Below are 14,692 nucleotides of genomic sequence, written 5' to 3'. Positions count from 1 at the left end.
ATTATAATGCATTTACGCCAAATAAAAACAGCTGATAATTCAGCCGTTAAAAATATTATTCAAACTACTTTACAAGAGTTTCATGACAATTTACCTGGAACAGCTTATTACGATCCACAATTAGCCGATTTAGCTGGATACTATAACCATCAGCCACAAAAAGCTGCTTTTTGGGTAATCGTTGAGCAAAACCAAATCCTAGGATGTGGTGGTTTTGGCCCTTTTTCTAAACAAACTGCTGAACTGCAAAAACTCTACTTTTTACCGGAAGCCCGCGGTCACGGTTTCGGTAAAGAAATCATGCTTCGTTCAATCAAACTAGCTGCTCAGTTGGGCTACCAGCAACTGTACATTGAAACTTTTGCCAATCTTGATAGTGCAATTGGCCTGTATCAACATTTCGGCTTTGAACAATTATCCGCTCCACTTGCTGGCAGCAGTCATTCTGCTTGTGATCGCTGGTTTATTAAGAAATTGTAGGTTCAGCGTAAATTAAGCACCAGCTGTCGTAAAACTTGAGTAAAGCTCTCATCTGCATTCAAAGCTGGTACCAATCGAAAATCTGCTCCTCCATTTGTTAAAAAATAATCACGATTCTCAACATCTAATTCATGTAAAGTCTCCAAACAATCTGCTACAAAACTTGGAGCAACTACAAGTACACGTTTAGTTCCATTTGCCGGTAACTGTTTGAGTGTCTCATCAGTTGCCGGCTTTAGCCATTCATCGGGTCCAAATCGTGACTGATAAGTCTGCTGAATTGGAATTTCAGTTGCTAATTCTGCCCGCAACAATTTGGTGGTTGTTTCACAGCGCTCTTGATAAGGATCACCCTTTGTTACATAGCTTTGAGGAATACCATGATAAGAAAACAAAATTTGGTCAGGGTTAAAATTCGCAATTTCAGCTTTAATTTTAGCTGCTAACGCCTTAATATATGGCTTGAAATCACAAAAATCCGTAATAACCCGCAAGTTTGGAATTTTAATCCGTTCCAAATAAAAGCGGTTAATATCATCAACTACCGAACCAACTGTCGTTGTGGAATATTGGGGATACATTGGAATAATCGTTAAATCAGTAATTTGATTTTGATCAAACCGCTCTAATTCGGTTGCAATTAACGGATGACTATAGCTCATTGCAAAACGAACCTCATGCTCAGGCAACAGTTCTTGCAATTGTTGTGCTTGTTGCTGAGTATAATAAAGCAATGGTGAGCCATTTTCTTTTGACCAAATTTGTCGATATAGTTCAGCGGACTTAGCTGGACGATGAGGTAAAATCATGGTATTCAAAATTGGCTTCCACTTCCAAGCTGGCATGTCAATTACTCGTGGATCACTCAAAAAACGTTTTAAATATTCGCGAACAGCAGTAGGCGTTGGACTCGCAGGTGTTCCCAAATTAATCAGTAGTACTCCTTTTTTCATAAACTTCTTCCCTTCGAATTGCAGATAATAACATCTGCGCATAATTAGAACTCAATTCCAAGTAATCAACCAAGTTTTTACCCGTCAACATTTTTCTTGCTGTGCCACTAACCAATTTATTATTTGTTAAAAACCAAATGTTTTGACTACAGCGAGCCGCAAAAATAATATCATGCAGACTTAACAAGATTGTCCGCCCTGCTCGCTGCTGCCATTTCAAAGCTGTAAAAAATTTTTGTTGATACTTTAAATCTAAATACGTTAATGGCTCATCAAGCAATAAAATTTCAGCCGGCTGTGACAAAGCATATACCAGCCAAGCCCGCTGCTGTTGTCCACCAGATAACAGACTAATGTCCCGCTGTAATAATGATTTTAACCCGAATAATTCAATTAAACGATTTAATCGAGTAAGATCCTTAGTCTGATTAATTGTCAGGAGCTCTTCAACCGTTAAATAATCGAAAACTTGATTTTTTTGAGGTAAATAGAAGATTTTCTCTCCCATAGCCTCAATTGTTCCCAAATTGGCTGACTTAAGACTTGCCAGTAACAGCATCAACGTTGATTTTCCACTGCCATTTAAGCCTAATAAAGTGGTAATCTTACCAGTTGACAGCCGGGCACTAATTTTTTCAAAAACCATTTGTCCTTGGTAGTCAGCTTGTAAATCTTCAAAGTGCACGGGACCACCTCACAATCAAAAAGACAAATGCTGGAGCTAATAATAATAATAACACAGCATTAGTGGGTAATTCGGTTGGATAAAATGCAAAATGTCCTAAAGTATCAGCAGTTAATATCATTAAAATACTAAAAATCGCTACTAAAGGCAAGCGCGCCACTATACCTAATTTAGTTAATTCTTTTATCAATTGATTTAAAACAACTCCAGCAAAAAATGCGGTTCCTAAAACAGCTGTAGCAGCTCCCAGCGACAAAGCAGCAATTATTTGAAAAGTCATGGCAACTTGAGTCTCAGGAAAAGCTAACTGCCGAGTTTGTATTTCAGGTAAGGCAAAGTATGGCAAATACCGGCCATATAACAACCAAAAAAAACTACCGCCAACTAAAATAATTAACAACCAAATTACATCTATCCAAGTCACATTACCCATACTTTTACCAATCCAACCACTATTGCTAGTTAAAATAACCGTTAGTGCGTTAAAAAACATGGCTAAACAAAATCCACCAATAATCATAAATACAGGCCGTGTTTTCAACTTAAAGACACTGCCTCTTAATAAAAAAAGACACAAAACTCCAGCCAACGCCCCAACTAATACACGGTATGTCAACACATTAGCATTTATAATTGTTAGTAAAGCAACTAATAATTCTGCTCCATTGGCAATTCCAAGCATCGACCCGTCTATATACGGCTGTCTCAAAGTCGCCGCTAATAATAAAGTGCTCAGCCCTAGACAAAGTCCAGTGCCGAGCACAAATAATAGACGAGGTAATCTTAATTGCCAAAAAATCAGCTGCCAATTGTTGGCAAAATTCATTTGTAAGCTCAACTGTAAGAAAATTAATAAAATACAGCCAGCCAACATTGAACCTAACAACCAATTTTTCTTATTCAACTTGATTAACCCACTCCTTAATCTGAGAATATGCTTTGTTCACTTGCAAATTCGCGGTTGGTGAAAACACTGGTGCTTTAACATCATACACATGGTGATTTTTTACCGCTATTAATTGATTATACGGATCAGCTTGAAAAGCTATTTTAAACGCAGCTTCAACTTCAGTTGGCATTGCATGCGCTAAGCGAATTACAATTTGGGGATTCGCTTGAGCAATTTTTTCACTATTGGGGCTAGTATAAAGCGAGTGTGGATCAGCGCCCACTACTTTCCCGCCTGCTTTTTCAACTAATTCACCTAAATAGCTTTTATTGTTCATTGCCAAAAAACTGCCGCCTGGCATCCCCATGAGGATTAAAACCCGGGGATGCTTTTTTCGATGAACTGTTTTTATTTGCAACTGCGCAATTAATTTTTTGGCAGCTGTTTGTTTTCCGTATTTTTCACCAAGATATTTAATTGTCTTCAACATCTGCGGATAAGTTTGTAAGTCCAAAGCCTTCATCGTAATTTTCTGTTCTTTAAGCTTAGCTTGATATTCATCAGCTAATTCAGAATCTACATAAACCACGTCCGGTTTAGCAGCCAGTAAATTTTGCCAATTTATACTGACATGATTCCCAACTCGGGGTAATTTTCGATATTGCTGCGGCAATGTCTGAGTTGTGGTTGGAACTGCCACCAACTTAACATCCAACTTAGCCATAATCGCAGTAATTGCTGTCGTTGTAGCTATAACACGAGTCGTCTGTCGATGTGGTTGACTAGGACGGTACCAAAAACTATAAAGAATACCGCCACCTAATAAGACAATGAATAAACTTGCTATCAGCCAAAGCTTAGTTCGTTTATCCGCGATAATTATGAATTACCCCCCAAGCCCCGATACCTAGGCCACCAATAATTGCAAGGGTCATAGCAGCCTTACTTAGCACCGAATTATTTTTCTTTTTGTGAGTTTCTTGCTTACTACTTTTATTATTATTTTCTTTACCACTGCTTTTAGCTTTAGCGGTAGCTTTTTTGCTAGTCACATGTGATGCTTTTTTTTCTGAACTAGAAACTGCTGAACTTGAATTGCTGTTGACGCTCGAAACATTGCTTGTACTTGAAACATTCTTTGAACTAGCAGCCGAGTTTGAATTGCTAGCAACTGCAGCCGTTGAAGTTGTTGCTGAAGATTGACTTGCAGCAGAAGTTTGCTGCGATTGAGCTGCTGCTGTTTGAGCCGGCTGACTCTGAGTTAAATCCGGTACCTGCCCAGCATCAAGTGCAATATCAAAACCATAGTAGTGATGGTAATTAATGCTATCAATATCTACTTTCATATTTCCACTCAATGTTTTACGAACTGTTGCCGTGTTAAAAGTAAAAGTATAATAATCACTATCTCCGCTAGTTTGTTTTTGAATTTGCGGTGTTTGTCCATTAACGTTTAAAATTTGGACTGGGAAAGACCCCAAATTATGATTTGTTTTAATCGTCATTTGAACTGAATATTGATTATTTTCTACCATAACAGTTGCTGGCTTGACAAAGTAAGCATCTGCTACTGAAGTTTGCGTTGTCCCATACTTTTCAATCGTATAGTTAACTTGATATGATGCAGCCGAAGCTGAACTCATTCCACTCAATAAAAAAAATATAACTGCCGTGAAAACCCCTAATAAAAGCTTAAAATTCTTTTTCATTTTTTCTCCTTAAATTGAACATTCCAATTATTGCAGTAATTGCTAATACCATAATACCCAGAATTGTCAAGAAAAGGGAACCCGAATTTCCTGTTTGTGGCAAAAATTTTTGATTTTTACTACCTGTTAATGATGTTGTATCTACAGCTGCTGGTGCTGCAGTATTACTCATTGAAGAAATACTTGGTTTACCCGTCACGGCCACTACCGGTGCTAATTGATCAGTTGTCCCCGACGAAGCAGTTTTTACAATTGAAGTAACATCTTTAGGTTGACCAGCAGTAATACTCTTAATTACTACTAATGCAGACTCATTATGCGTGAAAGCTCCTGGAACAGTATAAGAAACCTGAACAGCAATTTTATTGCCTACTTTTAGCTTAGTTGCCTGTTCCTTAGATAAAATCGCGGTCCAGCTTCCGCTGCCTTTCACTGCATCATTAGTTGAAGTAACATGTTTAACCATTGATACACCAGCGAAACTAACACTCGTCATATAATCCATTAACCGCGGTTGAAGTAAAGTCACTTTAACTGTACCATCATCATTTTTTTCTAAAAGAATATTATCAGACCAAATATTATCACTTTGAATCATTGAAGGCTGATTTAAATCTTCTCCATGACTGCCAATTTTATTGTAGATTACATTCATAGTTGAAGTCGCTGACTGTTCATTTTTCACAGCTGAACTCGAAGTTTTTACTGTCTTGCTCGAAGATTGTTTAACCGTTGTAGCTGAACTGCTTGTCTCCGTACTTGGTATTGTTGCGCTGCCAGTTAGATTCTTCACAGTTGACGAATTACTCGTTGTTGGTTGAGTTGTTGATGAACTGTTTGTAACTGACTGTGAGTCATTACCTTCATTGGCATCCGTTGTCGGTTCAGGAACCGCTGTTGTTGCTAGCGGATCAGCCGTTATCAGTTGGCTATCATTTATAACAATTATAACATTTACATTATGGGTAAATAGATTAGGTACCGTATAACTCATGTTGCCAATTAAAGTCTTGCCTGCTGCAAGTTTTTCAACGCTGCTCAATGGCAGTGTTACCGTCCAGTTTCCCGAAGTTGCTTTTGGATCAGTAACTTGTTTCGTCATTTTTTGGCCATCAATTGATAACCACGTCATATAATCCATCATTTTTGGTTGAGCTAAAGTTAAGTCAGCTGTACCATCACTATTCAAATGATAGGTAATCTGGTTAGCCCATAAACCGCCGCTTTGAATCATCGAAGGTTCACCAGAATCAATGTCACCATTTTCCCCATCAGCAACATCATATTTAACGTCTAATTGATATTTTCCTGGTTGTTCAATTACTGCTGGAATTCCGTCTGCAAACTTAACGTAAAAATTTTGTGTTGATTTGTAACCGTTAACATTATATCCGACCGTTCCGCTATGAACTGACTGTGTCGCAAGCTTAACTGCCTCTTGTGGTGATAAATTAACGCTCCACGTTCCCGTTTGTCCTGTTACTGTTTTTCTTAACTGATGACCATCAAAGGTCGCGTCAGTCATCATACTCATAGCTGATTTTTGTGTAAAAGTTAAAGTCGCCTGATTATTTTTGACGATCAATTTACTGCTTTGTCCCCAAAAACTATTCATTGCTGTTGAAGCCTGTTTTGCTGCATCATCACTATAATAGCTCGTCTGAACATCATAGCTGCCATCAGGTAAAACCTGAGTTACGGCGGCTGATGCTTTGCTCCAGCCGAGCGCTAAGAAAAATACCGTTGCTAACCAGATTAACCAAAAGCTTTTTCGTTTCTTAATCATTTGTGATAAATCCCCCCAAAACTTTATTAAGCTAATTGAGATCTGCTATCAATTAACTTAATTTAAATTTTATCACAAATTTGTTAACAGTCAATAATAAATTAAAAAGAATTTATATTTACTAGGAATTTTATTTGTGCATGATTTTTATTAAATTAGGCTTATTCAAAACTAAACTGTACCCTAATAATTACTTTTTCGATTTAATTTCCAAGCCGTTTGGGTTTCTAAACCAAAGTAGCCATCGTGAATTCCTAAAAAGTAGCAGCCTAAGCTACCTAAAATCACGAATAAGAAATCACTAGGATAAGGTACCCAACCACTGCCACCAAATTGATGACTGCCAATTAAAGACATAACTGTCAACCATAAAAGTTCGAAGGCTAACCAACGAGCTCCCTTTAAACTAGCAAGCATTTGTTGGTGTCCCATTGGTTGTCGAACTTCATAAATAATATAAAAAATCAAACCCAATCCAATTACACCGAAAACCTCAATCGTTGTCGGCCATTTTGCCCAATAGATCGCTAAGCAGCCTAACAAATAAGCTGTAGGGGCTAATATTCGGGCAGCTTTTAACCGGAAAGGTCGTTGCCAGTCTGGTGCTAATTTGCGAAAAGTCATTAAAGTTACCGGACCAGTTATGTAAGCAATTAGAGTTGAAGTTGAAATTACATTTGATAATGCACTCCAATTCCGAAAACAGGCTGCCATTAAAATACCTAAAAACAAATTAACAATCATTGAACGACGCGGTGTTTGATATTTTTGGCTAAGTCGTCCTAAAAAGGTCGGTAAATGACGAGTTGTTGTCATAGCCGCTAGCGCACGCGAAGTCGTGGCAACAAAAGAAACCCCAGTGCCAAATGGCGAAACAAAAGCCTCAATATATAAAATATCCGCCAACCAGCTCAAATTTAATAACAAAGCAATATCGGCAAATGGCGATTGAAAATTAATTCCGCGCCAGCCAGCAGCTAATTTAGTCGTTGGAACTGAACCAATAAAGGCCACTTGCAATAGCGTATAGATAATAATGCTGATCCCAAAAGAAATGACAATTCCCCAAAAAATATTCTTCTCTGGATTTTCAATTTCATCGCCCATATTAATCGTTGTTTGAAAAGCATTATATGAAAAAATAATTCCAGCAGCTGTCGTGGCAGTAAAAATTGTCGAACTACCATACGGCATAAACCCTGCTGTGTGGCTAAAATTACTAGTATCAAAACCCGACAACATTAAAATTCCGATTGTTAAGATCGGAACCGCCATTTTAAATACTGCAATTAAACTAGTAAAGCTGGTCAATAATTTGACCGACCAAAAATTCAATAACGTAAATGCCGCCATAAATAAAAAAACGATCACTAGCCCTTGATTAGTAATGCTACCATCAGAGATAAAGCCGCGGGTCCAATTAGCCCAAGACCAGGGCCAAGAACTCATATATTGGACAGCCGCAACAGCTTCGATTGGAATGATTGTTAACAATGAAATCCAGTTAGCCCACCCGGCCACAAAACCAAGTAATGGCCCATGCGAAAAAGAAGCATACTGGCTCATCCCACCAGTCGTTGGAAACATTGTTCCTAATTCAATATAATTCAATGCAATTACACCAATAATTACTCCCCCAAGAATCCAGGAAATAATCGCCGCTGGTCCAGCTATCTGAGCTGCCATTCCTGAACCAAACAGCCATCCTGAACCAATAATTGAGCTTAAGGTTAACATTACAATTGAAAATAAACTTATTTTTCGCGGCATTATTTTTCCTCCAAACAGTAATACTTAATTATAGCATGTTATTTTTATTGAATTAAAAAAATCTCATTTTTTAAAAAACAGCTGGCTCCTCTGTTTTACAGAAGCTTAACCAGCTGCCTTTCAGTCTATTTAATATTTTCTAACTCTGCTTGGCGTCGTCCTCGTTGCAGATAATAAATTGCAATCAGTACCAAGCAAATTCCCAACACTTCAACCCAATTCATTTTCAAGCTTAAAAATATGACACTTAAAATTGAAGTAACAATCGGCTGAACAGCATCCATAATACTAACAACATCTGACGGAGCAAAATGTAAACTATACAGTAGTAAACTGAATGGCAGAATCGTTCCTAATAAAATAACTGTTCCAACCGAAGCTACAACAGCCGGTGTAATCGTTGGCACCTCCAGCCAAAATGGATGATATAAATTAAAGAACACTCCCGCCAGAAACGTTCCCCAACCTAAAACTACTATCGGCGAAGCTGTTCGCAATACTGGTTTAGGCAAAACAATATAGCAAGCCGCGGTGATACCTGAACCAATCCCCCATAATAGCGAAGCTAAAGGAATGGCCAACTGTGAAAAATTACCCTGCGTAATCACCAGAAAAACGCCTGCTAGTGATAACAAGAACGAAATTAAATCACTCGTAAACGGTTTTTGCTTTTTAAATACTAAACTGCCTAAAACTATAAACAAAGGGCTTAAATATTGTAAAATTGTCGCTGCTGCAGCATTTCCAGTTTTAACAGAAATGAAAAAGGTGATTAAATTAGCCATCAATCCTAAAACTGCATAGGCTAGCAACCAGCCAATTAATCTCCAAGATTTAAAAATATCAAAAATCTGCCAACGATATTTAATAAAACTAATCGTTAATAAAATTATCCCGGCGCCCAATGTTCTAACTGATAAGAACCAGCTAATTGGTAGTGTCTCATCTTGGGAAATAAATTGAAGTACTGTGCCGGAAATTCCCCACATACCCGAAGCAACGGCTGCCCAAAAAATTCCTTTGACAATTTCATTTGTTTTTGTTTGCATCAAAAAATCCTTTCACGTTAGAAAAAGTAACAATAAAGTCCTTTTATAGGATACCGAAATTTGTTTTAAAATAGGGCAAAGTTAAAAAAATCTCACAAAAAAAGGAGCTATTAGCCCCTTTAAAGTGGATGAATCAATTTTTCACAGGTTCACTGGGTGTTCATTTGATCCATAATCATTTAGTTGAATAAGTAATCATTAATTACCCAATAAGTTTATTGTAATACATGATTTTTTGTTTTTCAATCATTTTAAGAATAACAAAGTGTTCATTTAGCAATCAGACTATTTTAAAACATATTGCAGACCTGAAGCTAATAATCCGCCACACAATGGTCCAAGCATTGGGACCCAAGCGTATTCCCAATGAGCACTCGAACGATTAGGAACCGGCAATATTGTGTATGCCAACCTTGGACCCCAATCACGGGCTGGGTTCAATGCGAAACCAGTTGTCCCGCCCAATGCTTGACCTACGACCATAATTAATAAACCAACGATAACTGGTTTTAATCCTTGCGTGAAATTACCTAAGTTCAGCAGCGTAAAAATAAAAACGAAGGTTGCAATAACTTCACTCAAAAAATTAAAAAGAGAATTTTTAATTGCCGGCATGGTTGAAAAAATTCCAACTGTATTGCCTTCATTAACAGTTTTAGTTACTTGAAAATGTGGATAATATTGAATAATAACAATTGCAGCACCAACAAAAGCTCCTAAAAACTGTCCTAGCAGATAAGGTACAACCTCATGCCAAGGGAAAAAACCAAAAGCTGCAAAGCCAATTGTTACAGCAGGATTTAAATGTCCCAATGAACCAAACTGTCCAGCCACAAATACTCCAAAGGTTACTGCCATTCCCCATGCCAAAGATATAAATGTCCAGTTTTGCCCATGAGCATAGTTACCCTTTAAATTAACTCCAGCACCACAACCGACACCTAAAACAATCAATACTGCTGTTCCAAAAAATTCGCCCCAAAAACCACTCATAAAAATTCCTCCTAGACTTAGCTTTTAAACTATTCAGTCCCCTTTCCTGAATACGCTTACAATTGTAATATATAAACGCAAATTATAATAACAATATGCTTATGAAATTTTTCACTAATTAAAGTTATATAACTGCTCACACAATTATTTATAAATAAAAATTTCTAGACAAATATACTCTATGTCTAGAAATTTTTATTTTTTGATCTATTTTAAAAACTAATCTTCTTTTTTCTTCTTGCCTTTTGCTAAGCCAATTGCTCCAAGCAATGCTGCTAAGCCAAGATAGGCAAACTCATTATTATTGTTTTCTCCTGTTTGTGGAAGAGTTTCATTTGACTTTTTAGTAGAGCTTAATGTTGATTCACTTGAGCTTACCGATGAACTAGTCGAACCTGATGCTGACTCACTTGAACTCAATGATGAGCTGGTTGATTCAGATGCTGACTCACTTGAGCTTAATGACGAGCTTGCTGACTCAGACGCTGATTCACTCGAACTCAATGATGAGCTGGTTGATTCAGACGCTGACTCACTCGAACTCATTGACGAACTCGTTGATTCAGACGCTGATTCACTTGAACTCATTGATGAGCTGGTTGATTCGGAGGCTGATTCGCTTGAACTCAATGATGAGCTTGCTGACTCGGATGCTGATTCGCTTGAGCTTAACGATGAGCTGGCCGAACTTGATGCTGACTCACTTGAACTCATTGATGAGCTAGCTGACTCAGAGGCCGATTCACTTGAACTCAAGGACGAACTAGTTGAACCTGATGCCGATTCACTTGAACTCATTGATGAACTAGTTGATTCAGATGCCGATTCACTTGAACTCAATGATGAACTGGTTGATTCAGATGCTGATTCACTCGAACTCATGGATGAGCTGGTTGATTCAGAGGCCGATTCACTTGAACTCATTGATGAGCTAGCTGACTCAGATGCCGATTCACTTGAACTCATTGATGAGCTGGTTGATTCAGATGCTGATTCACTTGAACTCATTGACGAACTCGTTGATTCAGACGCTGATTCACTTGAACTCATTGATGAGCTGGTTGATTCAGAGGCCGATTCACTCGAACTCATTGATGAACTAGTTGATTCAGATGCCGATTCACTTGAACTCAATGATGAACTGGTTGATTCAGATGCTGATTCACTCGAACTCATGGATGAGCTGGTTGATTCAGAGGCCGATTCACTTGAACTCATTGATGAGCTAGCTGACTCAGATGCCGATTCACTTGAACTCATTGATGAGCTGGTTGATTCAGATGCTGATTCACTTGAACTCATTGACGAACTCGTTGATTCAGACGCTGATTCACTTGAACTCATTGATGAGCTGGTTGATTCAGAGGCCGATTCACTCGAACTCATTGATGAGCTGGCTGACTCAGACGCTGATTCACTCGAACTTAAGGATGAGCTGGTTGATTCAGATGCTGACTCACTTGAACTCATTGACGAGCTAGTTGATTCAGATGCTGATTCACTCGAACTCATTGATGAGCTGGTTGATTCAGACGCCGATTCACTCGAACTTAAGGATGAGCTGGTTGATTCAGATGCTGACTCACTTGAACTCATTGATGAGCTAGTTGATTCAGATGCTGATTCACTCGAACTCATTGATGAGCTGGTTGATTCAGATGCTGATTCACTTGAACTCATGGATGAGCTCGTTGATTCAGATGCCGATTCGCTTGAACTCATTGATGAGCTAGCTGACTCAGATGCCGATTCACTTGAACTTATTGATGAGCTTGCTGATTCGGAGGCTGATTCACTCGAACTCATTGATGAGCTAGCTGACTCAGATGCCGATTCACTTGAACTCAATGATGAACTGGTCGAACCTGATGCTGACTCACTTGAACTCATTGACGAGCTTGCTGACTCAGACGCTGACTCACTTGAACTCAATGATGAACTGGTCGAACCTGATGCTGATTCACTTGAACTCATTGATGAACTAGCTGATTCGGACGCTGACTCACTCGAACTCAATGATGAGCTTGTTGAATTTGATTGACTTGCAGATGTCGAATTATTGCTGTAAACATAAACAACTGTTCCGTTATTTCCAGCCGTTGTTAACGTGCCACTGGGTTCTAAACTATTTGTCCCTGTAACTGAGCCATCATCCATTTTTACAAATGTATAACCTGGAATATCTAATCGTGTAGTTTCGTATTCATCGCTAACGTAAGGTCCATTAGGATATGTAACTGTCCCCTGGGCAATTTGATTTCCTTCCGTATCTACATACATTACATTAACGGTTGCAGCTTCCCTAAAAGAAAATGATTCAATTTTAAACTGTTGTAAATTTTTAGCTCCGCCAGTTGAAGCACTCACAATTAAAGCCATTGCTTGGTCACTGCTGGAAACACTTTTAGTCCAAGTTAAAATTGTGCCATCTGTTTGCGTATAACTAATAGTTAATATCCGTGTATCACCATCGTAGCTAACTACAAAGTCATGAAATTGCCCATCTAAATCAGCTGCATTTAGTTTTTGTGCTGAGCTTGTATCCGTTGTTGCCCACCATCGCTGATATGATTGACCATTAGCAGTCTCAACTTGCTCATTAGAAGTAGTAACAAAAGCCCCAAATTGCGGATAACTAGTAGCACTTGGATCAGAATCCCAACCAAAACCATTAGAATCAGTCGAAGAGATTTCTGCGCCGTCCTTATTTGCCTGAGGAATTTGATAATCATTATGCCAAGTATCAAGTTTGAAACCAATTGCATTTTGCAAACCGCCAATTCCTAAATTACCACCAGCATTACCTATATCAGTGGTATTTCCATCATGAAAAGCGAAACCAATTCCATCGGCTCCCATATGAGAAGAAGTCTTGTCACCTAAGTTCACTTGACCCGTTAAGGTAAAGCTTGAGTTCATATCAATTTTACTCTTCAGTGAAAAGTTTCCAACCTCGTTATTAGTGTCAGTAGTAATAGTAACTATGCCTGTATCTTGATCGTAAGTTGCAGATCCATTCAAAGAAAAGTAATCTAAAAAATTGTCTTTTGTAACATTTGCAAACCCATTGTTTTCTTCACTTAAAGTTGAATTTGCATTTAATTGTTGTACTAATGTTTGATAGGAGACTTGAACTTGACTGTTTTCAGATTGTGAATTTGTTGCAGTTTCTGAACTCGATGTACTTTCTGAAGAATTCGTTATTTCACTTGAATCAGACTGATTGTCTTGGTTTGACGTTAGGCTAGTGCTGACCCCACTGTTTTCAGAACTACTTTTAGCATTAGAGCCGCTTTCTTGAGTAACATTTTGTGAACTTCCACTTTCAACTGTCGACTCACTTTGACTTTGTGAATCTGTACTAGAAATCTCACTAGTAGACATACTTTCTGAATCTGAAACACTGCTACTTGTTGAATAGCTTTGACTGTATGATTCACTAACAGAACTAGCAAGACTAGTACTTGTAGACTCACTGCTAATTACCGAACTTGATGTTGAATTTGATGATGATGTTGAACTTGAAGAAGAAGTAGTTCCTTCTTCAGAATTAGACAAGCTACTAGTATTACTGCTAAGTTGTGTACTATCTTGCCCTGCTAAAACATTTCCGTCTTCAACTGTTTTCGATACTGCTACCGTTCCTGAGACTTGATCCGCTGACACAACACCACCGGTAAGTGCAACACCGCCAGCAAGTGCCCCAATTGCAGCTATTGTTTTTGCTGCTTCACTAGATCCTCTATTTGAAACCTTTCTTTCAGACATATCTAAATTTGAAAAGTTGATTTCAGATATATCTTTCTTTCTAAAAACTTTAATTAATCCAATGACATTCATCAAAGAACTAACCCAATTTTTCCCAGCTTTATATAGCTTAACTCGGGTAATTCTGTCTTTTTCAGAGTAATTTCCCTTATATTTTCGATTCACGGCCTGAACCTCCATTACGCTTTTTTGACAATATAGTGAATTATATACAATTAAGTTTAATATATGAAACGTAGATATTATATCACTAATGGCAAAATTTAGCTTATAATATGAGTCTTTAAAAACCGTTTTATTATAAATAAGAAAAATATGCTTTATTAAAGAACATCTTAAAACACAAAATGTAGTAAAAATCGCTATGTAAACAAAAAGCAGAAAACAGTTTTTATTTTTTAATAAAAGCTGTTTTCTGCTTTTTAAATTATTAGGTTAATTATAATCGTCAGTAATTATTAGAGGGAAATTTTTGTTGTCACTAATAGTCAAACTAATATGAGTATTTTGATTAGCTGTTTCGCTACTACTTTGAGTTATCGGCAAGCAGCTTCCAGAACCAACTTTGCTATTTAGAAAACGGATACTTGAGATATGTTTTGGTTGTCGT

Annotated in this window: 11 protein-coding genes; 1 reads left to right on the top strand and 10 read right to left on the bottom strand. The window is 37.8% G+C overall.

Going from position 1 to position 14,692, the window contains the following annotated elements; translation table 11 throughout:
- Positions 1-6: 6 nt before the first annotated feature.
- Entirely contained in the window at positions 7-480 is a 474-nt protein-coding gene (locus G6O73_RS10935) for a GNAT family N-acetyltransferase (protein WP_057885138.1), read from the top strand.
- A 2-nt stretch (positions 481-482) separates the two neighbouring features.
- Here G6O73_RS10935 and hemH read toward each other — a convergent pair whose 3' ends face one another.
- The 10 genes from hemH to G6O73_RS10885 form a co-directional block, all read right to left on the bottom strand.
- Positions 483-1,433: a ferrochelatase gene (gene hemH, locus G6O73_RS10930; RefSeq protein ID WP_057885137.1), complete on the bottom strand. Its 951-nt coding sequence runs from the start codon at positions 1,431-1,433 to the stop codon at positions 483-485.
- Positions 1,408-2,118, bottom strand: a complete 711-nt coding sequence (locus tag G6O73_RS10925) for an ABC transporter ATP-binding protein (protein WP_057885136.1) — start codon at positions 2,116-2,118, stop codon at positions 1,408-1,410. Before G6O73_RS10925 ends, hemH begins: the two co-directional genes overlap by 26 nt.
- Complete coding sequence (locus G6O73_RS10920; RefSeq protein WP_057885135.1) at positions 2,108-3,022, bottom strand: iron chelate uptake ABC transporter family permease subunit; 915 nt, start codon at positions 3,020-3,022, stop codon at positions 2,108-2,110. Before G6O73_RS10920 ends, G6O73_RS10925 begins: the two co-directional genes overlap by 11 nt.
- Entirely contained in the window at positions 3,015-3,839 is an 825-nt protein-coding gene (locus G6O73_RS10915) for an ABC transporter substrate-binding protein (protein ID WP_268871643.1), read from the bottom strand. The genes G6O73_RS10920 and G6O73_RS10915 overlap by 8 nt, the downstream gene beginning before the upstream one ends.
- Before the next feature lie 34 nt (positions 3,840-3,873).
- Positions 3,874-4,716: an NEAT domain-containing protein gene (locus G6O73_RS10910; protein ID WP_057885133.1), complete on the bottom strand. Its 843-nt coding sequence runs from the start codon at positions 4,714-4,716 to the stop codon at positions 3,874-3,876.
- Entirely contained in the window at positions 4,700-6,502 is a 1,803-nt protein-coding gene (locus G6O73_RS10905) for an LPXTG cell wall anchor domain-containing protein (protein WP_057885132.1), read from the bottom strand. The genes G6O73_RS10910 and G6O73_RS10905 overlap by 17 nt, the downstream gene beginning before the upstream one ends.
- A 183-nt stretch (positions 6,503-6,685) precedes the next feature.
- Entirely contained in the window at positions 6,686-8,272 is a 1,587-nt protein-coding gene (locus tag G6O73_RS10900; RefSeq protein ID WP_057885131.1) for an APC family permease, read from the bottom strand.
- Between the two features lie 125 nt (positions 8,273-8,397).
- The gene (locus tag G6O73_RS10895) at positions 8,398-9,321 is read right to left on the bottom strand and encodes a DMT family transporter (RefSeq protein WP_057885130.1); all 924 of its coding nucleotides are present in this window, start codon (positions 9,319-9,321) and stop codon (positions 8,398-8,400) included.
- Positions 9,322-9,606: 285 nt separating this feature from the next.
- Positions 9,607-10,314, bottom strand: coding sequence for an MIP/aquaporin family protein (locus G6O73_RS10890; RefSeq protein ID WP_057885129.1), 708 nt, complete (start codon positions 10,312-10,314; stop codon positions 9,607-9,609).
- A 219-nt stretch (positions 10,315-10,533) separates the two neighbouring features.
- Entirely contained in the window at positions 10,534-14,247 is a 3,714-nt protein-coding gene (locus G6O73_RS10885) for a lectin-like domain-containing protein (protein ID WP_219935180.1), read from the bottom strand.
- Positions 14,248-14,692 lie beyond the last annotated feature (445 nt).

Source organism: Liquorilactobacillus nagelii DSM 13675 (assembly GCF_019444005.1).
Classification (GTDB): domain Bacteria; phylum Bacillota; class Bacilli; order Lactobacillales; family Lactobacillaceae; genus Liquorilactobacillus; species Liquorilactobacillus nagelii.
The sequence above is the reverse complement of the archived record's forward strand: the minus strand, read 5'-3'. Positions and strand labels throughout refer to the sequence as shown.

Excerpts from the sequence above, each read along its gene's own strand:
- G6O73_RS10900 (WP_057885131.1), bottom strand. The coding sequence starts at position 8,272 with ATGCCGCGAAAAATAAGTTTATTTTCAATTGTAATGTTAACCTTAAGC.
- G6O73_RS10910 (WP_057885133.1), bottom strand. The coding sequence starts at position 4,716 with ATGAAAAAGAATTTTAAGCTTTTATTAGGGGTTTTCACGGCAGTTATA.
- G6O73_RS10895 (WP_057885130.1), bottom strand. The coding sequence starts at position 9,321 with ATGCAAACAAAAACAAATGAAATTGTCAAAGGAATTTTTTGGGCAGCC.
- G6O73_RS10935 (WP_057885138.1), top strand. The coding sequence starts at position 7 with ATGCATTTACGCCAAATAAAAACAGCTGATAATTCAGCCGTTAAAAAT.
- hemH (WP_057885137.1), bottom strand. The coding sequence starts at position 1,433 with ATGAAAAAAGGAGTACTACTGATTAATTTGGGAACACCTGCGAGTCCA.
- G6O73_RS10890 (WP_057885129.1), bottom strand. The coding sequence starts at position 10,314 with ATGAGTGGTTTTTGGGGCGAATTTTTTGGAACAGCAGTATTGATTGTT.
- G6O73_RS10905 (WP_057885132.1), bottom strand. The coding sequence starts at position 6,502 with ATGATTAAGAAACGAAAAAGCTTTTGGTTAATCTGGTTAGCAACGGTA.